The organism is Cytobacillus dafuensis (genome assembly GCF_007995155.1).
In the GTDB taxonomy this organism is placed as follows: Bacteria; Bacillota; Bacilli; order Bacillales; family Cytobacillaceae; genus Cytobacillus; species Cytobacillus dafuensis.
The window spans coordinates 1863024-1884055 of record NZ_CP042593.1 but is presented as its reverse complement, the minus strand read 5'-3'; the positions used below and the strand labels follow the sequence as shown (position 1 = coordinate 1884055).

22 protein-coding genes and 1 other annotated feature are annotated in these 21032 nt (G+C 34.0%); of the genes, 8 read left to right on the top strand and 14 right to left on the bottom strand.

Annotated features, from left to right (window positions below; genetic code table 11):
• Positions 1–110: 110 nt before the first annotated feature.
• Positions 111–1571 carry a lysine--tRNA ligase gene (lysS, locus tag FSZ17_RS08880; protein ID WP_057773981.1) on the bottom strand — a complete coding sequence of 487 codons (1461 nt, stop codon included), beginning with the start codon at positions 1569–1571 and terminating at the stop codon, positions 111–113.
• A gap of 97 nt (positions 1572–1668) precedes the next feature.
• Positions 1669–1934, bottom strand: a binding site (T-box leader).
• A gap of 242 nt (positions 1935–2176) precedes the next feature.
• Positions 2177–2941 (bottom strand): 2,4-dienoyl-CoA reductase, encoded by a 765-nt coding sequence (fadH, locus tag FSZ17_RS08875; protein WP_057773982.1) that lies wholly within the window; start codon positions 2939–2941, stop codon positions 2177–2179.
• A gap of 194 nt (positions 2942–3135) precedes the next feature.
• Here fadH and FSZ17_RS08870 point away from each other — a divergent pair, with 194 nt between their 5' ends.
• The gene (locus FSZ17_RS08870; RefSeq protein WP_057773984.1) at positions 3136–4002 is read left to right on the top strand and encodes a metallophosphoesterase; all 867 of its coding nucleotides are present in this window, start codon (positions 3136–3138) and stop codon (positions 4000–4002) included.
• 99 nt (positions 4003–4101) lie between these two features.
• Here the strand turns inward: FSZ17_RS08870 and FSZ17_RS08865 are convergent, their stop codons facing one another.
• The gene (locus FSZ17_RS08865; RefSeq protein WP_057773986.1) at positions 4102–6201 is read right to left on the bottom strand and encodes an EAL domain-containing protein; all 2100 of its coding nucleotides are present in this window, start codon (positions 6199–6201) and stop codon (positions 4102–4104) included.
• A gap of 302 nt (positions 6202–6503) precedes the next feature.
• On the opposite strand from FSZ17_RS08865, the gene FSZ17_RS08860 reads away from it, so the two are divergent.
• Entirely contained in the window at positions 6504–6968 is a 465-nt protein-coding gene (locus FSZ17_RS08860; protein WP_228460341.1) for a YkyB family protein, read from the top strand.
• A 55-nt stretch (positions 6969–7023) separates the two neighbouring features.
• Here the strand turns inward: FSZ17_RS08860 and FSZ17_RS08855 are convergent, their stop codons facing one another.
• From FSZ17_RS08855 to FSZ17_RS08845, 3 genes are all read right to left on the bottom strand, one after another.
• A complete protein-coding gene (locus tag FSZ17_RS08855; protein ID WP_057773990.1) occupies positions 7024–7929 on the bottom strand; it encodes a chemotaxis protein in 906 nt (301 codons plus the stop codon).
• Positions 7930–8420: 491 nt separating this feature from the next.
• On the bottom strand, positions 8421–8894 hold the full coding sequence (locus FSZ17_RS08850) for a DinB family protein (protein WP_057773992.1): 474 nt from the start codon (positions 8892–8894) through the stop codon (positions 8421–8423).
• Positions 8895–8933: 39 nt separating this feature from the next.
• On the bottom strand, positions 8934–9470 hold the full coding sequence (locus tag FSZ17_RS08845; RefSeq protein ID WP_057773993.1) for an RDD family protein: 537 nt from the start codon (positions 9468–9470) through the stop codon (positions 8934–8936).
• Positions 9471–9842: 372 nt separating this feature from the next.
• Between FSZ17_RS08845 and FSZ17_RS08840 the strand changes: the two genes are divergently transcribed.
• Positions 9843–10046 carry a hypothetical protein gene (locus tag FSZ17_RS08840; protein ID WP_057773996.1) on the top strand — a complete coding sequence of 68 codons (204 nt, stop codon included), beginning with the start codon at positions 9843–9845 and terminating at the stop codon, positions 10044–10046.
• Positions 10047–10105: 59 nt separating this feature from the next.
• On the opposite strand, the gene FSZ17_RS23345 is transcribed toward FSZ17_RS08840, so the two are convergent.
• The 3 genes from FSZ17_RS23345 to FSZ17_RS08830 all read right to left on the bottom strand — a co-directional run bounded on the left by FSZ17_RS23345 (position 10106) and on the right by FSZ17_RS08830 (position 11944).
• Positions 10106–10282, bottom strand: coding sequence for a hypothetical protein (locus tag FSZ17_RS23345; protein WP_185150684.1), 177 nt, complete (start codon positions 10280–10282; stop codon positions 10106–10108).
• Between the two features lie 59 nt (positions 10283–10341).
• Complete coding sequence (locus FSZ17_RS08835; protein ID WP_082625315.1) at positions 10342–11220, bottom strand: NAD(P)-dependent oxidoreductase; 879 nt, start codon at positions 11218–11220, stop codon at positions 10342–10344.
• Positions 11221–11479: 259 nt separating this feature from the next.
• Positions 11480–11944, bottom strand: a complete 465-nt coding sequence (locus tag FSZ17_RS08830) for a hypothetical protein (RefSeq protein ID WP_057773998.1) — start codon at positions 11942–11944, stop codon at positions 11480–11482.
• A gap of 223 nt (positions 11945–12167) precedes the next feature.
• Here FSZ17_RS08830 and FSZ17_RS08825 point away from each other — a divergent pair, with 223 nt between their 5' ends.
• Complete coding sequence (locus FSZ17_RS08825; protein WP_057774000.1) at positions 12168–12551, top strand: PilZ domain-containing protein; 384 nt, start codon at positions 12168–12170, stop codon at positions 12549–12551.
• Between the two features lie 145 nt (positions 12552–12696).
• Here FSZ17_RS08825 and FSZ17_RS08820 read toward each other — a convergent pair whose 3' ends face one another.
• Positions 12697–13071, bottom strand: a complete 375-nt coding sequence (locus FSZ17_RS08820) for a cbb3-type cytochrome c oxidase subunit I (protein ID WP_057774002.1) — start codon at positions 13069–13071, stop codon at positions 12697–12699.
• Between the two features lie 152 nt (positions 13072–13223).
• On the bottom strand, positions 13224–13418 hold the full coding sequence (locus tag FSZ17_RS08815; protein ID WP_057774004.1) for a hypothetical protein: 195 nt from the start codon (positions 13416–13418) through the stop codon (positions 13224–13226).
• A 191-nt stretch (positions 13419–13609) separates the two neighbouring features.
• Between FSZ17_RS08815 and FSZ17_RS08810 the strand changes: the two genes are divergently transcribed.
• A complete protein-coding gene (locus FSZ17_RS08810) occupies positions 13610–13798 on the top strand; it encodes a YkvS family protein (RefSeq protein ID WP_057774006.1) in 189 nt (62 codons plus the stop codon).
• Positions 13799–14008: 210 nt separating this feature from the next.
• Here FSZ17_RS08810 and FSZ17_RS23685 read toward each other — a convergent pair whose 3' ends face one another.
• Positions 14009–14119, bottom strand: coding sequence for a DUF6254 family protein (locus FSZ17_RS23685; RefSeq protein ID WP_228460309.1), 111 nt, complete (start codon positions 14117–14119; stop codon positions 14009–14011).
• Positions 14120–14273: 154 nt separating this feature from the next.
• Here FSZ17_RS23685 and FSZ17_RS08805 point away from each other — a divergent pair, with 154 nt between their 5' ends.
• Both FSZ17_RS08805 and FSZ17_RS08800 read left to right on the top strand, forming a co-directional pair.
• The gene (locus FSZ17_RS08805; protein WP_057774009.1) at positions 14274–14885 is read left to right on the top strand and encodes a CPBP family intramembrane glutamic endopeptidase; all 612 of its coding nucleotides are present in this window, start codon (positions 14274–14276) and stop codon (positions 14883–14885) included.
• A gap of 159 nt (positions 14886–15044) precedes the next feature.
• Complete coding sequence (locus FSZ17_RS08800; protein ID WP_057774010.1) at positions 15045–15731, top strand: DUF8580 domain-containing lipoprotein; 687 nt, start codon at positions 15045–15047, stop codon at positions 15729–15731.
• A 42-nt stretch (positions 15732–15773) separates the two neighbouring features.
• Here FSZ17_RS08800 and FSZ17_RS08795 read toward each other — a convergent pair whose 3' ends face one another.
• Complete coding sequence (locus FSZ17_RS08795) at positions 15774–16817, bottom strand: YkvI family membrane protein (protein ID WP_057774012.1); 1044 nt, start codon at positions 16815–16817, stop codon at positions 15774–15776.
• A gap of 220 nt (positions 16818–17037) precedes the next feature.
• On the opposite strand from FSZ17_RS08795, the gene FSZ17_RS08790 reads away from it, so the two are divergent.
• Positions 17038–19185 (top strand): ATP-dependent Clp protease ATP-binding subunit, encoded by a 2148-nt coding sequence (locus tag FSZ17_RS08790; protein ID WP_057774014.1) that lies wholly within the window; start codon positions 17038–17040, stop codon positions 19183–19185.
• 48 nt (positions 19186–19233) lie between these two features.
• On the opposite strand, the gene FSZ17_RS08785 is transcribed toward FSZ17_RS08790, so the two are convergent.
• On the bottom strand, positions 19234–20928 hold the full coding sequence (locus tag FSZ17_RS08785) for a M3 family oligoendopeptidase (protein ID WP_057774016.1): 1695 nt from the start codon (positions 20926–20928) through the stop codon (positions 19234–19236).
• Positions 20929–21032 lie beyond the last annotated feature (104 nt).

The following is a 21032-nucleotide window of genomic DNA, read 5'->3' as shown; positions in this document are numbered from 1 at the left end:
ATGAATTACTTATTCCATTAAAGGTCCCTTACGGAATAAAGGATTGTATGATCAATTAGGTAGTATTATCAGGGTTGCACATTTCCTTATGATAAGAATATATAGTGCTACTATAACTTTTTCGTTAAAGGGAATAATGTACATTCTTTAATTGAATCACTATCCGTTAGTATCATTAATAACCTTTCAATTCCAAATCCCCATCCAGAAATAGGAGGCATCCCATATTCCATAGCTGTTAAATAATCTTCATCCATCTCCATAGCTTCTAAATCCCCATTGCTTTTTAAAATGGCTTGATCTTCCAATCTTTTTCTTTGTTCAATTGGATCAACAAGTTCAGAATAAGCATTAATAATTTCTGCACCGTTTACGACTAATTGGAAACGGTCAGTAAGAGTTTGATCCCCATCATTAGCTCTAGCGAGTGGTGATAAATCAATAGGATGTTGGATTAAAAATGTTGGTTTTACAAGTTGAGGTCGGCACGTTTTTATATAAAGTAAATCAATGAAACTACCTCTTCCTATAGAATTAATTTCAGAATGATCTAGGTCAATATTTCTTTTTTTCGTTTCTTGCAATAAATCTTTTACGTTAGGATAAAGGTTTATATCTATTCCTGTTTCATTGAAAATTAAATCCCTGAAGGAGATAACTTCCCATTCAAGTGAAAAGTCAATAGTTTGTCCTTTTATTGTAATAGTCGTGGTATTAAAAGTTTGCCTTAGAATATACAATATCATCTCACGCATTAATTTCATTGTATCTTCATAATTCCAGTATGCTGCGTATCCTTCGACCATAGTAAATTCTTGAAGATGTTGAGGACTTATCCCTTCGTTCCTAAAGCACTTTGCAAATTCAAATACTTTCGTAAAACCACCTACGATTAGCCTTTTCAAATAAGTTTCCGGAGCAATCCGTAAGTTTAATTCAGTATCCAAAGAATTATGATAAGTCCTAAAAGGTTTCGCAATTGCACCCGAGGAAGTATGTTGTAACACTGGCGTTTCTACTTCCAGGAATTCTTGATCCTCAAAAAATCTACGAATCGCCCGTACCATTTTGCTCCTAGACAGTAATCGATTTTGTGTGTCTTTTGTCATCATTAAATCTAAGTAACGCTGTCTATATCGAAGTTCAATATTGCTTAAGCCGTGCCATTTTTCTGGAAGACTTCGCAATGCTTTCCCAAGAAAAACATAGCTTTCGATACGTAATGTTTTTTCTTCCGTCTTGGTAGTATACATCCGACCTGCCACGCCAATAAAATCTCCTATATCTAATAAATCATTAAATTGTTCAAACGGTATCTGGCCAACCTCATCCCTTTTTAAAAGAAGTTGTAAACTGCCTTGAATGTTTGAAATGGTAATGAAAATTAATTTGTTGAAATTTCTAATACTCATTATTCTTCCCGCTACTCGGACACCAGAAGTACCGTCTTCAAGCTGAGAGGCTTCAAAAAGTTCATAATTAGTGGAAAACCTTTCTGGGTATACTGAAATCCCCTGCGATTTTAATGTCTCTAATTTCTTAATTCTACCCTCTGTTTGTTCATTAATCATACATTTCACTCCATTCTTTTAGCTTTTTATAAGTTTATAAATTAATGGATTGTTCCTTGTAAACAACAAAAAAACTCTCACCCCCAAGATTATTCATCTTGAGGACGAGAGTTTATAGCTCCGTGGTACCACCTCAGTTTATTGATATGTCACCATATCAACCTTTTCGGGTACGGCAATTTAAATTATTGATTATACCCTATCTCTATAACGGGAGATCCCGTCGCAACATCATTAAGAAAAATCTTAAATCCGTGCGAAGCTCCAAGTCTTTTTTCATTAAGACTATTATTACTCCTTTTCACCTACCGGAGCTCTCTGAAAATAATTAATCAAAATTACTCTTCTCTTCATAGCCGATTATTACGTATTGAAAATTAAGAATATTTTACAATTAATAAATTGATAAGTCAAATTCGATTATGAATTTAATCTGACTTGTTCCACTGCCCTTTAATGGAATAACTGATATTTCCTTATTACATAAACAGCTGCAATTGTGTCCGAAAATTAAAAAACAAACCGTATGGTGTGCTCGAAGAAATTCCTCCTCTTACCTAAGATATAGAATATCTTCAATTGAATATGCCTTATCATTTTCAAAATTAGAATGGAAATTGATTCAACCATTGTCCTCCATCCATTGTAATACATTCTCCATTGATATAAGCTGCATGATTGGATAATAAAAAATAAGCTAATTCGGCTATTTCCTCTGGTTTTCCAAGTCTTCCTAATGGAACACTATTGATTGTTCGAATTGCCGCCTCTTCAGATTCCCATAGTCTATCAGCACCACCAGTACGCTCTATTGGACCAGGCGCAATAGCATTTACTCTTATTCCGTATTTTCTTCCCCATTCTACCGCTAAGGTTCTTGTCATTGACAATACACCAGCTTTTGCTGCAGCGGAATGAATGACACCAGCACCCGCATCCCATGCATATGTAGCAACCATATTAATTATACTTCCCTTAATTCCATTTTCAATCCAATATTTTCCGACTTCACTTGAGCAATAAAATGTCCCATTCAAGACAATATTTATGACCGAATTCCAACCATTTGCACTTAGTTTTTCAGCTGGACAAATAAAATTACCCGCAGCATTATTAATAAGATGATCTATACGCCCAAATGTACGAATGGTTTCTGCAACCATATGCTTAACATGCTCTATTTCTCTTACATCCATTTGAACTGTCAACACTTGTCCTGAATATGTTTCAATCTCTTTTTTTGCTTCCTCTAAGCGTTCAATTGTTCTTCCAGTTATGACGACTGATGCATTTGCTTCGGCAAAACGCTTTGCCATGTATTTTCCCATGCCGCTTGAACCGCCAGTAACAATGACAACTTTACCTTTCATGATTTTCGCCCCCTATTATGAATGACTATTCATTTCTTATTTTACCATTTTTTCGTGAATATTCGAACAATTATTTTTATTATCATAAAAAAGATTTTACTTTCATAAAAAATCTATAATACTTACCCTTCTTTTTAGGTTCAGAGTTTGATAGTATTATAAGGTATTTATTAATAGATAGGTTGGTAATAACTATGGCAAAAAAAGTGACTAGAAGATCCTTTTTAAAAAGAGTATTCGGCTCGCTTTTTACAGTGGCTGGGGTAGGAGCTGGAGGCTATTATTATGCTGGTCACATTGAGCCGATGCTTTTAGATATAAACCATCATACAATAGTTAAGAAATCAATCCCCAAAAGCTTTAATGACTTCAAAATCGTTCAGTTCAGTGATACGCATTTAGGCTTCCAGTATGATAGACAGCAATTAATTGAGCTTATCGAAAAAATAAATAAATTAAAGCCTGATATTATTTTCTTTACTGGTGATTTAATGGATGCACCAAATAAGTATCAAGAAGGAAATCAATTAATTCCTTTGCTCAAAAAACTTTATGCACCTTTCGGTAAATTTGCTATTTATGGAAATCACGATCATGGAGGATATGGATCAAATATTTATAAATCGATTATGGAACAAGCAGAGTTCAAGCTGCTGCAAAATAGCAATCAGAAAATTACACTACTAGATGGAAGTGCTATTTATATAATTGGAATTGACGACGCAATGCTTGGTAAACCTGATCTCATGACTGCATTAAATGGAGTTCCAGAAGATTCTTTCAAAATTCTCTTATCTCATGCCCCTGATTTAGCTGACGAGGCGAAAGAATTCAATATTCAGTTACAGTTAAGCGGCCATAGCCATGGAGGACAAGTAAAGATTCCATTTATCGGTGCTCTCGTTAAACCTCCATTTGCAGAAATATATCATGAAGGCTTTTACGAAATTGGAGATACACCACTGACTCTATATGTCAACAGAGGTATTGGCACCACGCGTTTGCCCTTTAGATTTCTATCTAAGCCTGAGCTAACTGTTTTTACACTATTGTCTGAATAGAGGGAAAATCAAATAATAATTATATGTAAAAATAACTGAATTTAAAAACCACATCCATTCATAGATGTGGTTTTGCTGCTTTTTATTGTATTTTTTTTATTATCTAATATAGTTTTTTTCAATTTCCTTTGCTGGTAGCGGTTTCGAGTACAAAAAACCTTGTGCTTTAAAGCAGTTAGCAGTCCTTAAAAATTTTGCCTGCTCTTCCGTTTCAACACCTTCAGCAATGACTTCCATTCCTAAGCTTTTCCCTAGATGTATGATCGTTGTTGTGATTGCTGCATCTTTTTCGTTAGATAATATATCTCTAACAAATGATTGATCAATTTTCAAAACATCAATTGGAAATTTCTTTAAATAATTCAATGATGAATAGCCCGTACCAAAATCATCAACAGATATGGATACTCCAAGTTCTTTTAATCCAGATAGAATAGGAGCTGTGTCCTTTGTATCCTGCATGGCCCCCTCAGTAATTTCAATCTCTAATAAATTTGGTTTAATACAATGTTTTTCTATGGACTGTTGAATTATACTAAGTAAACTATGTTGTTGAAATTGTTTTGGTGAGATATTAATTGCTATCCTATACTCCTCAGTTCCTTTTTCTGACCAATCGCGAATCTGTTTACATGCAGTGTCAATTACCCAATTACCAATTGGAATGATTAAACCAGTATCCTCAGCTAACGGAATAAAATCTGATGGAGGGATATTACCAATCGTAGTATTGTTCCAACGTAGCAACGCTTCAAAACTATTTATTTTCCTTGTCGTTAAATCGACCTGAGGCTGATAGTGAAGCGACAATTCTTCACGCTCAATAGCTTTTCTTAAAAGAGTTTCCAGTTCTACCACATTCTTAAATATGGAATTCATATCAGAACGGTAAAATTGGAAATGGGCTTTTCCTTTTTCTTTTACTCGGAATAATGCCTCATCTGCATTTTTGATTAGAGTCTCGGCATCCCTGCCATCGTTAGGAAACATGCTAATACCAATACTCGGTGAAATATAGTATTCTTGTGAGCTCAAATAAAATGAACTCGAAAATTTCAATAATATATTTCGAGCAAATCTACTCGCTTTTTGCCGGTCTGTTTCAGGCAGAAGGATTATGAATTCGTCTCCTCCTTGACGGTATGCTGTGCAATTGTTAGGACTAATTTCAGAAAGTCTTTCAGCCACTTTAATTAATATTTTATCACCCAAAATATGACCTAAAGTATCATTTAAATATTTAAACCGATCTAAATCAATCGAAAGGAGTGCGAATTCTCTTTTAGCATTTTTTGCTTCTGAAATATTGTCTTCCAGATCTCTCAATAAAGCTCTTCTATTTAATAACCCTGTAAGCTGGTCATGAAATGCCATAAACTTTATAGTTTCGGCATTTTTTGATTGCTCAGAAATGTCACGAATGATCACATAAATGCCAACTATTTCAGAATTAATAACAATAGGTGCTGTCTTAACATGAATAGTTATATTATTACCCTTCCTATGAGTAAATCGGCAGTCAAGAGATTCACTTGGAAAGCCATACTTTGTCTTTAGAAAAAGTTCTTTAAAATCTTCCACTTCTTGATCGGGAATTAAATCAAAGATTGAACGATTGGTCAGCTGCTTACCAGTAAAACCAGTAAATATGCTTGCAGCAGGGTTTACCTCAAGAATGATTCCTTTTAAACTAACAGTTAAAATGCCGTCTAAATTATGGTCCACTATGGAACGAAATTTTTGCTCGCTCTCCATTAAGCGTTTCTTTTCAATTAAAGTACTTGTAATATCCCTTGTGACCGAAACGACGTAGTGAACCTCATTATTTTCATTCAACACAGGAGTTAAAAATGATTCACCAACAATCTTACTACCATCAGGTAAAGAAATTTCATCAAAAAATTTCACCGTTTCTTTAGATTCAATAATTTTTTCATATTCCTTCTGTAAAGGATAAGCGATCTCGAATGGAAGAACTTCTTCAAGCGTTTTTCCGATGAAGTCAAATGTTAAATTTGCATGCTTTAATCCTGGCTCATTTGCAAATAGATAACTAAATTTTTTTCCTGCTTCAACCTTCATAATAAAGACCATATCTTTAATATGATTAAGAATAATTTCAAAGATAATTCCTTCAATCTTCTTTGATGTATGAATAATATTTAATTCAGTCGTTAATAGTTCCTGTAACTTTTCCATCTAATCATCCTTATACGAAATCAGCCCCATAAGAACTATCCCATGATATAATTTTCAAAAGGTGCTTTGAATGATTTCCAAATTTAGAGTACTTTTTACAAACAATACGTATTATTTACAAATTTCCCCTATTGTTTTTTTATTATAATATAAAATGAATAAAAAGGCATAGATTGATTGATTTATTTAACAAAAGCAAGAGGAAAATGAACTACCTCTTCTATTCTGTTTTCAATTTTGGAATAATAGGGTTATAATATTGATATACCTCAACATTTTTGAAAGGAGTCTTACTATTGAATTTGGAAAGGAACGATCATCCTCATTATCTACGCCCGACGGTTGAAAACCTCTCACAAGCAATCTTCACCGTTAATCGCCATGCAAAAACGGCGCCAAACCCAAAGTTTTTATATAAACTAAAGCAAGATGCTTTACAAAAACTGATTAAAGAAGGAAAAGCAAAAAAAGTGGGGCTTCACTTCTCAAGTAATCCGAAATTTAGTCAGCAGCAATCTGATGTTCTTGTTGAATGTGGGGACTATTTATTTCATTTACCACCTTCTAAAGCTGATTTCGAGAAATTGCCACATTTAGGAAGATTAAATGAACATGTTCGGAATCCAAAAGCCTCACTCTCCCTAAACCAAGCAAAAAAACTTTTAATGTTTTATACAGGATTAAAAGAAAACCAAGAACAACCTGAACATAAGAAACGCCAATATGAAAAACCCGTTTTTAAAAAGCTGGGAGAAAGCTATTTTTAAAACGGTTTAATGAAAAAAGCTAGATACCCTCGGGTAACTAGCTTTTTTCCATGTATTAAAGAGCAATTTTATCGATTAATAATACGAGTTCTGCTATTTCTGGTTTACTTACTTGGGCATCAGCCCCCACCATTTGTCCTTTATGTCGAAGATCGTCTGTGATTAAGGAAGAGAAAATGATTACAGGAATTTTTGATAATTCGCTATTATTCTTAATCCTTTTCGTTAAGTGATGACCATCCATTTGTGGCATCTCGATATCAGTAATAATTAGCTGCACCTCTTGCTCAATTGTCTTGCCTGACTGAACGATATTCTCCAAATAATGTAATGCATCTCGGCCATTTTCGAAAAACTCAACACTTTGAAAGCCCGCTTCCTTTAATGTATCATGTAATAATTTTCGTAATAATGGTGAGTCTTCTGCCACGACAAGTCGTTTATTTGAGCGTTCACGTTTTCCCAGCTTCTGAACCTGTTGAACATTTATTCCTGTTTCCGGATTTATCTCTACAACAATCTTTTCAAAATCCAATAATAAAATCATTTCTCCATGAAGCTTTATCACACCGATGATTTGACTTTCGGGTCCTTGGTACATCTCTGATGGCTTTTCAATCTGATCCCATGAAATTCGATGTATTTGTGTTACACTATGTACATGAAAAACAATTTTCTGCTTATTAAACTCAGCTACAATAAATTTGTCCAAATGAGGATTTTCTGATGGAGGGAAACCAAGTGCTGTTGCTACATTAACAACTGGCAATACTTCTCCTCGCAGTTCAATAATTCCTTCGACATTTTTATGTGCATGCGGTACTTGAATAATTTGGACAGGGTTGATAATTTCCTTTACCTTAATAACATTAATCCCAAACTTATTCTTCCCAATTCCAAATTCAACAATTTCTAATTCATTTGTACCACTTTCTAATAATATCCCTCTTTTTTGTTCCACTACAATTTCGCCCTTCCTATTTATGAAATGATCATATATACCTATTACTATATCATGAATGAATATTTTTGCTAAAATCATTTTGAAAGATTTGGTGAAATATTTTTAGTTATTTTATATCATACTATGATAAACTTCCCTGTTGATTTCCACTGCAGGCACTCACTTTCCGCGGGCGGTCCGGAAGCCTCCTCGTCGAAGAGCGCTCCTGCGGGGTCTCCCTTTGACTCGCTTCTCCCGCAGGACATTGAATATACTTCTTAGAATACTCACCGCACGAAGAAAATGCGTTAGCATTTTCGAGGAGTCTCGCGCCTTCCGCTCCAATCAACAACAAAATAGCATTATCAACACTGAGCTTTAACTCTTCCTAATATGAAAGAGTGTGTATTGGATAACTATTATTAAATTTAAAAAAGCAAGCGGGATGCTTGCTTTTTTATTTTCACTTTGTATTCAGAAATGTAGTAATGTCTTTACTTTCTAGTGGTTTATTTCTTCGCTGCGATTGTTTCAATAGATTGCATCACTTGTTTTTGATGGTGAATATCATGTTCTACAAAATCTTTAAAATAATCTTTAATTGATAACGCATGATCCCCAATGAAAAAGGATGTTTCGAGCTTTTCTTCTGACATTTCACTTAGCATAGACATAAATTGATTTCTGATCTTTAGCAGTTCATCAATCAATTCATCCTTTGAAACTTTCATAGCATATTCTTCTGCTTTATCATTTACCGATTGAAAGTCTGGAAACCGTTCAAGCCTTGCGCCCTCCTCGAAATAAGGAAAGCGTTTCTCTAAAGAATATTTATCCCATAAGAGAAGATGCGATATGACTGCACCTACTGACCATTTTCCTTCATCTAGAGGCTGTGACCAATTCCCATTTTCTAATTGCTTTAAGGACAGTAACCATTCAGAAAATGTCTCGTAATGGTTTCTGATTTCTTGTATTTTCATATTTCTCAAACCTCCCATTAAGGAAAATAGGTGAAAATATTAATTTTTTACAACAACTGTCCCTGCAATGAGATCATGAAGTGCTTGCTTTTTTTCTGTAAATGCCGCAATTATAAAACCGATCAGTAAGATTCCTGATAAAAAAGCTAATGATAAATATCTTCCTAATGCTCTCCAGAAAGAAATACGATTGCCGTTTAAATCCGTAACTTTTAAACCCAAAAGTTTTTTTCCAACAGTCGCCTGCCATTTTGATGAATGCAGTCCTGCATAATAAGCAATAACTCCTGCCATATTAATTAAAAATGCTATTGCAAATGCCCCCAAATATGATCCAAGTAATGCTAAAGCTTGCTCTTCAGATATATCTGCATAAGGATCTGCTAGAATTAACTCAAAAGCACCAAATGCCCCAAAAAAGAGAGTAAAAATGAGCAACGTAATGATCCCTAATGGAATTCCAAGTATAATAGAATCAATTAAATATGCTGCAAAGCGAAGCCAGAATCCACCGTATTCCTTTTTTTCTTCATAGTCCCCTTCGCCATAGGAGTTTTTCTCTAAAATTGTTTCCACTGTAATACCTCCAAAGTGTAAAAAAGTAATAAAAATATAATAAAAGCGGTAAAAAGAGTAATAAATATACGATCTTTTTACTATAAACACTTCTACTATTATACTTAATAATTTTGAATATTTAACATTACTATAATACTATTTTATTGGATTTTATGAAAAAATAAGGTAAATTTCCAGGATTGACAAATTATCATTTTTATACTTAATTTCCTAGTAAATGCGAAATAAATAATCCAATTTAAAAATGATCTTTTTGTGAACGTTTTCACAAAATGTAGACAGACTTATAAATACTGAATACAATTAAGCTGTAAACGGAAAACAATTTACGATGGGTTTCAAAATAATTTAAAGAGGTGCGATTAACCGATGAAGGGCACAGCAATCCTTTACCAGGAAAATCAAAAAGTAACCGTAATTGAAAATGTGGAATATTCTGTTTTCGAAGAGATTAAAGCTCAGTGTGGATGTAGCCATTGTAACTGTAAGATTGAAAATAAAGTAATTAACTTTGGATCCGTTTCTCCTGTTTTCTGGCATGAAGAGGAAGTTGACTGGGATTATGGATATTAAATTATAATAAATAGATTATCTAATTTATTAAAAGGTGAGCATTTTAGCTCACCTTTTTTCTATCCTTTATATTCCCCAATGTTCTTTCCAGATTTTTCTTTTTTCGCTTTATCTTTATGAATCTTATTCGTGTCGGCACTTCCGAACTCATGAGCAAATTCTGAATCCAGTACGGCCGAATCAAACCCTTTTTTATTCTTTTGTTCTGCATCATTTTTTTTCGTTCTCTTTGCCATTTGTATACCCCCTTTAATCATTCATCATTATTATTGTTTTATGGGGGCTGCGTTATTCGTTATTTTTCCCAATATTTATATAGCGCTTGTGTACCGCTATTTTCTTCGCCTGTTTCAGCAAGGTCTGTATACATTTTTTGGGCAAGAGCTAACCCCGGAGTTTCCATCCCCATATCTTTCGCCTCTTGCAGGGCAATATTCATATCTTTAATAAAATGCTTTATGTAAAATCCAGGCTCAAAATTATCGTTTATCATCCTTGGTGCCAAATTGGATAAAGACCAACTGCCAGCAGCACCTGATGAAATACTCTTGAGTACAGTTTCTGCGTTTAGTCCAGCTTTTTCAGCATATACAATCGCCTCGCAAACACCAATCATATTACTGGCGATTGCAATTTGATTACACATTTTTGTGTGCTGACCAGACCCTGGTTTACCCTGATAAACAATATTCGTTCCAAGTAGACCTAATATTGGCAACATTTCTTTGAAGCATGCTTCATCTCCCCCAACCATGATAGAGAGCTTCGCCTCTCTTGCTCCAATATCCCCACCTGAAACTGGAGCATCTAGAGCAAACATTTCTTTTTTTCTTGCTTCCTCGTGAATTTTTTTTGCAAGAGTTGGAGTTGACGTAGTCATATCAATGACATAAGTATTTTTTCTACCATTTGTAATGACCCCATTCTCGCCTAAATAGACCTCTTCAACATCAGCAGGATAACCTACCATTGTAATAATAACATTTGCCTTTTCGGCAATTTCCTTTGGAGAATTCGTCCACTCTGCTCCTTTGGCAATTAAATCTTCCGCTTTTGTTCTTGTTCGAGAATAGATAACTAATGGATACCCAGCATGAAGGAGATGTCCGGCCATACTATTCCCCATCACTCCCGTACCAATAAAACCAATGACCGTATTTTCAAGTAATTGCAACTCCAAAATCCCCTCTCAAAAATAATATTACCTACCTAAAAAATAATTCTTTCTCATAATGCAAAGAAGTCTGAATAATATCTTTAATTCTAGCACTCTTATTTATATTTTTGTATTCATTATTCTGTAATACTCAATTCTTCTTTAATGGTGATGCTCGTCATGGCAGCAAAATAAATAGAAAAACGTAGCTTTCACCAAGTTTTACGGTAAATGCATTAGTTTTTCTATGAGAAACTAGCTCACATTGATTGGTTTGTTAAAACTGTGTAGAAAAATTTGTTAAAAACGTCTTTGCAATTACTTCATTATCATTAAAAACTTCAACAGATACAGCTTCCTCATTTATAATCATGTCTTTAATTTCAAACACATGCAAATCCTTCAACAATGGAATTGGCTCCATATAGATGAAATTTTCTTTATCACTATTTACTTCAATATATTCTCCTTCAAAATTAGCATTGGCGCCGTAAATAATTTCATTTGTCCCTAGTGCAGAAGCAAGCTTCACGTTATGTATAGACACTTTAACTTTGTACATTTCCTCTCCACTTAAAATTTTGTCATTAATTTTAAACCTAAATTGAAGCTCATTGTTTTTCGTCAGCAGGGCATCAGCATATCTATCTACAATTGAATGATTTTTGCTAACTTGTATACATCCAGTTAATGATAGTGAAAATAGGATACAGTATATTACATTAGTCCTTCTACGATGCATTGTAGTTTCCTCCTTTTTCCTACCATTGCCTTTTTCTAATATTTATAAACAATTGAAAACTAAATAGAAACTTAATTTGTCTTATCTGCACCTATATGAATTGAATTTAATAGTTTTTACATTATAATAAATATATAGTTGAATTTTCCATATAAAATCTAAATTCATAAAATTCAGATAAACAAGCAAATAAATCTAATTCTATTTATTGGAGAGTATAGAAATGAGATATAAACGTGAAGAGGCATTTCGCTTCCAATTTCGGGAACCGCTTAATGGTTCCCTAAAAATAATTAGTATAAATGGTCAAAGGGAAAATTTTTTTAGCGATTCGATTGAAATTATGGATGTTAGTCCCAATGGTCTAAAATTCAAAACTCCATTAAATCTATCTATAGATGATAATAAATATTTTCTAGAGGTTACATTTATCATTGAAGGCAGAAACATTCGACTATTAGGAGTTCCAGCTTGGAAAAAAACGGAGGGTTCTTTTTTTGCCTACGGCTTTAATGGAATTAAAGATGAGTATACGAAGCAGGAAATTATTCATGCATTAAAAGAGTACTCTAAAAGGGTATACGACGAGCAAAAGAATCGGAAATAGGATAGAAATAAAGGGTTGTCCCAAAAGCAAAGATGTCAGGCACCACGAACAATATCTAGTATCAATAAGCGAGCGAGATTCTAGATAAATTGTATGATGTGGATGCCAGACACCTTTTGGGACAACCCCGTTTCTTCAGAATCGATTATTTATTTGGTTTAAGATTTTTCAATATATTATAAACAAAAATTAAAATACTGATACTAGTTATAGTAGCGCCAATGGCTGTTCCTTTTTGCATTACACCATTCTCTGTCGTGATTAAAATGGCTAAAGATAACATCATGATTGGCAAGCCAATATTATGAAGCCAGAAATGCCATTTCCCTAGTTTTGAAGCTGCAAGATTCGGAAATAAATGATAAAGTATCCCTGCTAATGTTAATGAAGTCCATCCAAGTAGATTAATGTGAACATGCACTGGTGTTAAGATATAGGAATGAGAACTTGACATATAATACCCCAGTAAAATCCCTATTGCAAAATAAATGGATGAAATTTTTATTAGTCTGATTCCCACCTTTAATCCCTCCTCTCTAAATGTCATAATGTTGTTAAAGAATATGTGCATAAAACCTCTTTTAGAATATAGGGCTTTTTCAATTTCATAAATTATTTTTATGAAGAAAAGACACTTGAGGCATTCTCAAGTGTCTTTCTATAAGGCAAATATTAACTTCTGGGATTCTCTAAATATTGGTAAATAATATCCCCTCCACGCTGTGCAATACCCCGAAAATGCCTGAAATCATCCCTCTTAACGATCACACTGCGAATTTGAAGAAAATCTGACTTTGTTACGTAGTATTCCGTCAATTCACCACTTTTTAACTTTTCAAGAATCTCTTGGAAATGCTCTTCTTCCATCTTCATACTCCTACACTAAAATATTTTTATTCATAATGATTAGTTTAAATGAATATTGCTCAAGTTGCCATAAAGTTGATAAATATAGGCAAATTCGTGAAATAATAACATATTTCTTTACGAAATATAAAATTTAGTGCAAACTGTTAGTAATCTTTTAATTTAATCTTTATAAAAAAGGAGCGAGATATTTGAAAAGGGCAGAAGTAGGAAATGTAATTGAATTTCGCGATGGATTAAAAGGTATTGTCGAAAAAGTAAACGAAAACTCTGTTATCGTCGATCTATCCTATATGGGTAATTATCGTGATCTAGATTTAGAACAAAGGACCGTTGTTAATCATAAAAACTATAAAGTTATTAAAGAATCAGTATTGTAAAAATACCCTAAACAGAAATAATAACATATAAAAAGCAGCATATCGCTGCTTTTTATATGTTATTATTCATTTTTTAAACATTACATGTAATTCCAATAAAGTGAAACTTCCATCAGTGGGGGTTGGTTTTCTTTCATCCCCCACTTAGGTTTCTTTAATCCTGTCGCAAACTTGAAGTGGGGGTCTTACTGCCCGTTAATCTGCGATAAATTATTCTTTTTCTTGAGAAAGCTCTTTTAATGATTTTACTTTTCCATGTGGGTTCTGATCCTGCTTTCTTACCGACCATGCACGCTCTTTTTCTCGTTTTGATTTTGTCACAATATCCCTCCTTTCTTTTCAAAACTTAGGATAATCAATTTTGTACATTTTATTTCAAAACAACAGGAAAGTAATTGGTAAGGAAATCTTTTCGTTACAATTCTAGAGCTCTTTTGTTAGAATAGAATTGTTTGTTAGAAAGGAGTTTATACGCTTGAAAAATTTAACAACCGATTTTCGCTTGTTAATCGGACTTTTACTCGCGCATTTACTTATGTTTTTCACTTTTCAGGATAAGGCTGTTTTTTGGTACATCTTTTCAGCTACCATGTTAATTTTAATTAGTTACTCCATACTTAATGAAGAATTGGAGGATAGATCCTCTTTTATGTCTTATATTTTGTATGGGATTCTCTCAGGATTTATACTATTTGGGGTATTTTGGATTGGTTACAATCTAATTGAATTGTTAAATCTCCCATTGATTAATAACATTTCAAAATTATATGGGCGCCTTTCACCAACTTTACTTTGGCACTACATTGTCCTTATGTTAATTATTATCCCTGGAGAAGAAATTTTTTGGCGTGGGTTTGTTCAAAAAAGAATCTTAAAATACATAAATATCCCTTCAGGAATCATTCTTTCGTCGATTTTATATGCATCAGTACATTTTTACTCGTCTCAATGGATTCTTGCTTTTGCTGCATTCGTTGCAGGCCTTTTCTGGGGATGGCTATATGCATGGAAACAAAGCATGCCACTAATCATCGTGTCTCATCTGATTTTTGATTTACTCCTATTTGTTTTCCTGCCCTTTAGTTAATAGGTACCATTTACTAAAATAGGATTTATTAATCATTTCTTATAATATGTTGAAGGTTAAAATGAGAAATGGTAATGTATGAATAATAATGTAACTCCATTTTTTTTATTTCGTCAAATTAATTACAAAGCTAATTGCAACTAAGGGAGGAATAACTAAATGAAATTATTGACAAAATGGATGCTCATTTTTGGATTACTTAGTTTAATCCTTGCAGGCTGCGGAACGAGTGAAAATGCTAATGACAAAACAAACGGATCCAAAACTGCCCAGAATGAAAATCAAGATTCGCAAAAGCACGATGAACATGAAACTGACAATGGACAAGGTGTAGAAGAAACAAATAACACGGAACAAAATAATGAGGAAAAAGGAACCGATCGGATCCTTGAACAAAATCTACAATATAAAATAAATGATGAAATGAAAGAAGAAACTGCTTTTCTAAAATCTAGCGACAATATGCCTTACTCCATGTATGTGTTACCAGGATTTGAATTAACAGCTGAGGAACCTAATAAAGATGTCCTATATCTATCAGAAAATGATCATATCTTTATGCGTATTGAACTCCTCCCTGCTGATACTGATTGGAAAACATTAGAGGATGGTACAAAGACACAGCTACAATCAGTAAATGATGATGTTCAAACAATTGAAGCACCAAGTGATGATTTCTTTAAAGACACGATCGCTATGGAAGCTAGCAATGATGAAGATGTAATAACCGCATATTTAATCAAAAGTAAGGAACAGCCAATAAAATTAACCATTTTTACGAAAAAGGATTTAAATTATAAAGATGCATTCCTGCAAATGGGAAAAACGATTTTGAAAGAAAAGTAAATTACTATAGCTAAAAAAGATCTGGCCGGTGCCAGATCTTTTTTAGTATCCCTCATCCAAAGGCTTCATCCATAGTAATACAATAAAAGCAATGCTTAAGTATCCAAATATCGGGTATAAGTAAGCTAATAATGTGCCATAATTTATTAAACTAATGAAGTAACAAATAACAAAAATGAAGCTAACCGTGATAATACTTGGGAGTGCGATATATTTCCTCACTTGTCGTTCAATTCCGAATACATTTCCAATCACAGATGTGAAAATTTCACCATATATAACGAACACATATATCCAAAAAAATGAAGAAGCAACCGTTCTCATAATTACTGCCATAGGAATTTGATAAGATTCAAGATTAGGGAGCATTACTAACGTAAAATGGCTTGAAATAAGAATAATTGTTAAAGCTCCCCCTCCCAAAATTCCTCCCCACCTAATTGTTTGATCATCCTTAATTTCAGTTGCTATTGGAACTAAAACAGCCTGAGCTAAGCTTAAATTCATAGCAGCATATGAAAATGGTGCCACAACTGCCTTCCATCCGTCTTCAGCAAATGGAATAAACAACACTTGATCTGCAAAGTTAGGGAGTGAAATAGAAATAATCATTAGAAGAATACTAAAAGCAATCATCATCGGGACAACAAATGTATTGACTGCAAAAATACCTTTTGTCCCTAATATCATAACTAAAATGGAGAGGCCGATTGTAAAAAATATTCCAGTGTATTTTGATAATCCAATTTGTTCTTCAAATACTGCTCCTGCCCCGGAAAGCATCACAGCACATACTCCAAGCAGCATCAAGAGCATTAATAGATTGATAACTGAACCAAAGAGCCTTCCAAATAAGTATTCATTCAGTTCTTGATAAGATGTTGCTTGAATTCGAGCTGCAATCCTCATTAATTTTGAACCAAGAAAAATAAATATGTAACCGCTCATTAATATTGAAATGAATCCAATAAATCCAAAGCGAGAGAAAAACTCAACTATTTCACGACCGGTTGCAAATCCAGCCCCAACTACTGTTCCTACATATACTGCAGCAATTTGAAAGGCTGCCCCCCAGTTTGTTTTCACTTGATCTCCTCCTTCCCTTTCAATATATGAATCAATTTCTAATCTAAGACGAGCTATTTATGAAGTCATGTAATATGGCTAATTTTATAAGGATAGGGATAAACCTAAATTTTCCTATAATATTTTAAACAAAACACTTGAAAGTCAAAAAAGGTCAAAGTATAATGAATTCAAAGGTCAAATATAGTCAAAGTCAAAGTAAAGTACAGGAGGTAGTAATATGCTTTGTCAAAAATGTCAACAAAAAGAAGCTAATGTACAATTGAAAGTAAATATAAACGGAAATGAAAAAAACCTTATCCTTTGTCAAAGCTGTTATCAACATGAAAAAGCAAAAATTGGTTCCTCCTTTGGTTCAAAAGGATTAACAGATATTAATCAATTTCCATTTGATGAATTATTCAAACATGTTGAATCAAGTAAGCAACCTTTTCAAAAACAATCATTTACACAAAATACTGAACATAAAAAATCTGGTGGATTTATAGATCAATTCGGCAGAAATCTAACTCAATTAGCAAGTGCTGGACTCATTGATCCTGTTATAGGAAGAGATGAGGAGGTATACCGTGTCATTGAAATTTTAAATCGAAGAAATAAAAATAACCCTGTATTAATTGGTGAACCTGGCGTAGGTAAAACAGCAATAGCCGAAGGACTTGCTACGATGATTTCAGAGGGGAAAGTACCGAAAAAGCTTCTCAATAAAGATGTTTACTTGTTAGATGTTGCTTCGCTAGTAGCAAACACTGGAATAAGAGGCCAATTTGAAGAAAGAATGAAACAATTAATAAGTGAATTACAAGAAAGAAAAAACATTATTCTATTTATTGATGAAATTCACCTTCTTGTTGGTGCTGGTTCAGCAGAAGGATCAATGGACGCAGGTAATATTCTAAAACCAGCATTAGCTAGAGGTGAACTGCAATTAGTTGGTGCAACAACTTTAAAGGAATACCGTCAAATTGAAAAAGATCCAGCACTTGAACGCCGCTTTCAGCCTGTTTATGTACAAGAGCCAACAGAAGATGAAGCTTTTGAAATTCTTAGAGGCCTAAAGTCTAAATATGAAGACTATCATGAGGTTTCTATTTCGGAAGAAGCAATTAAAGCATGTGTTCAATTATCAAGCCGTTATATCCATGATCGCTATCTCCCAGATAAAGCAATTGATTTAATGGATGAAGCGGGATCTAAAATGAATTTAAAATCAGACTATACACCTTTCGAGCAGATTAATAGCCGCTTAGAGGAAATTAGCAAACAAAAAGAAAAAGTATTAAAAGCGGAAAATTATGAAGCAGCAGCAAAGCTTCGTGAAGAAGAAATTAAGCTAGAAAAAGCACTTAACACGAATAATCTCTCTTCACGCCCTATCGTCGAAGTCCATCATATTCAAGAAATAATTGAGAAGAAAACTGGAATCCCAGTCGGCAAGCTCATTGAAAATGAGCAGGTAAAACTAAAGAATCTTGAGGCAAACCTATCTCAAAAGGTTATTGGACAAGATGAGGCTGTAGAAAAGATCGCTAAGGCCATTCGCAGAAGCAGAGCTGGACTTAAGGCGAAAAGTCGTCCAATTGGTTCATTTCTATTCGTTGGACCAACTGGTGTTGGTAAAACCGAATTATCAAAAACCCTTGCGCAAGAATTATTTGGCTCAAAAGAAGCAATGATTCGTCTTGATATGAGTGAATATATGGAAAAGCACAGTGTCTCAAAAATCATCGGCTCTCCTCCTGGGTATGTTGGCCACGAAGAAGCAGGTCAATTAACTGAAAAGGTGCGCCGTAACCCATATAGCATTATTTTGCTTGATGAAATTGAAAAGGCACACCCTGATGTTCTGCATATATTTCTACAAATCTTAGAGGATGGGCGCTTGACTGATAGCCAAGGCCGAACAATTAGCTTTAATGATACAGTCATTATTATGACAAGTAATGCAGGTGTTCAGAATAATAAAATTCACGTTGGTTTTGAAACAAATGATGTGTTGAAGGAAGCAAGCATTTTAGATTCACTTGGTTCTTTCTTTAAACCAGAGTTTTTAAACCGTTTTGATAGTATAATTGAGTTTAAATCCCTTGAAAAAGGACATTTACTTGAGATTGTCGAGATTATGCTTAATGACCTGCAAGAAAATCTATCAGGGCAAAATATGAATCTTACCATTTCTGACCAAGTAAAAGAAAAACTTGCAGAAATCGGATATCATCCAGCGTTTGGAGCTCGACCTTTAAGAAGAGTCATTCAAGATCAGCTTGAAGATAAGCTAGCAGATTTCATTATCGATCATTCAGATAATCCTGAACTACAGGCAAGATTAGAAAATGAGGAAATTATAATTAGTATGAAAAGTAAATAGTGGAACAAAAAAGGACCGGAAATGAACCGGTCCTTCCATATAAATTAATTACAAGCTCTTATCATTAACGGCGTTTAGCCAGCTTTCAATTTCTCCTACAACTGACTCAACACAGCCATCCTCAAATGGAGAAATTAAATTTGCTTTAGCAACCAATCCTGTAAATGCCTTGCTGCCTCCTAAACTGCAAAGATGCACATAATCTTTCCATGCTTCCTCTTGATTTTCTCTTGAACGCTTCCAAAATTGGAACGCGCAAATCTGTGCCAGTGTGTAATCAATATAATAAAAAGGCGAATTATAAATATGAGCTTGACGCTGCCAGAAGCCGCCATTTTCTAAATACTCATTACCATCATAGTCTTTATGCGGTAAATATTTCTTTTCTATATCTCTCCAAGCTTGTTTTCGTTCTCTAGGAGTAGCTGTAGGATTTTCATAAACCCAATGCTGGAATTCATCAACTGATACACCGTAAGGCAAGAACAATAATGCACCGCTTAGATGAGTAAACTTATATTTATCTGTATCTTCTTTAAAGAATTTTTCCATCCAAGGCCATGTAAAAAATTCCATACTCATTGAATGAATTTCACATGCTTCATAGGTTGGCCAATAATATTCAGGAATTTCATAATTGCGGCTAGAATAAACCTGGAATGCGTGTCCTGCCTCATGGGTAAGAACATCTATATCACCTGAAGTCCCATTAAAGTTTGAAAAAATAAATGGAGACTTGTAATTTTCTATGTATGAACAATAACCGCCACCTGCTTTCCCTTTCTTAGCAACAAGATCCATGAGCTGCTCATCTCGCATATAAGAGAAAAATTCCCCAGTTTCTTTTGAAAGTTCATCATACATAGTCTGACCATTTTCGATAATCCAATCCGGGCTTCCTTTAGGCACAGCATTACCAGATTTAAAATTAAAGCCTTCATCATAATATTTAAGCTGTTCGACTCCAATGCGCTCTCTTTGACGCTCCTTCAGCTTTGTTGCAATCGGAACGATAAATTCTTTTACTTGATCTCGGAAATTGGAAACCATTTCAGCATTGTAATCTGTTCGCTGCATCCGTAAATACGCTAGCTCAACAAAATTTTTGTAACCTAATTTATGAGCAATTTCAGTTCTAACTTTGACCAATTCATCATAGATTCTGTCAAGCTCATGCTCATTTTCAGCAAAAAATCCGAATCGTGCTTCACTAGCTTTTTTACGTATTTCTCTATCAGTTGACTCTGTAAAGGGTTCCATTTGTGCTAGAGTGCGTTCTTCCCCTTCAAAATCAATTTTGGCTGATGCAATTAACTTTGTATATTCAGATGAAAGCTTATTTTCATTTTGCAATAACGGTACAATCTCGGGAGAAAAGACTTTTAATTGTGCTTCCGCTAAGGCAAAAAGCTGTTTTCCCCACTTCTCCTCAAGCTCAGAGCGAAAGTCAGAATTCACAAGTGCTTCATAATATTTCGTTACAAGTCCTTCCACCTCTGGTTGAATTTCATCCATATAATCCTGTTCAGCTTTATAAAATTCATCATTTGTATCCACAGAATGGCGGATATAACAAAGATTGAACATTGTTCCTACATCATTACGCAAATCATTGATTTCATTCATAGCTGAATTCTGCTCTTCAGAAGATTTTGCATCTTTAAACTTTTCCAATGCATTTTCAAACTTCTTGCTTAAGTCTTCTAAATTTGGACGAGAATATGAATAATTTTCAAAACTCACTCCAATTCCCCCTTTTTATTAACTTCCTTTAAGGCACTTTATTATTTCGACAATAATATATATAAATCCTCTAAATAATATGACGATCCATTTGGATCGTCATA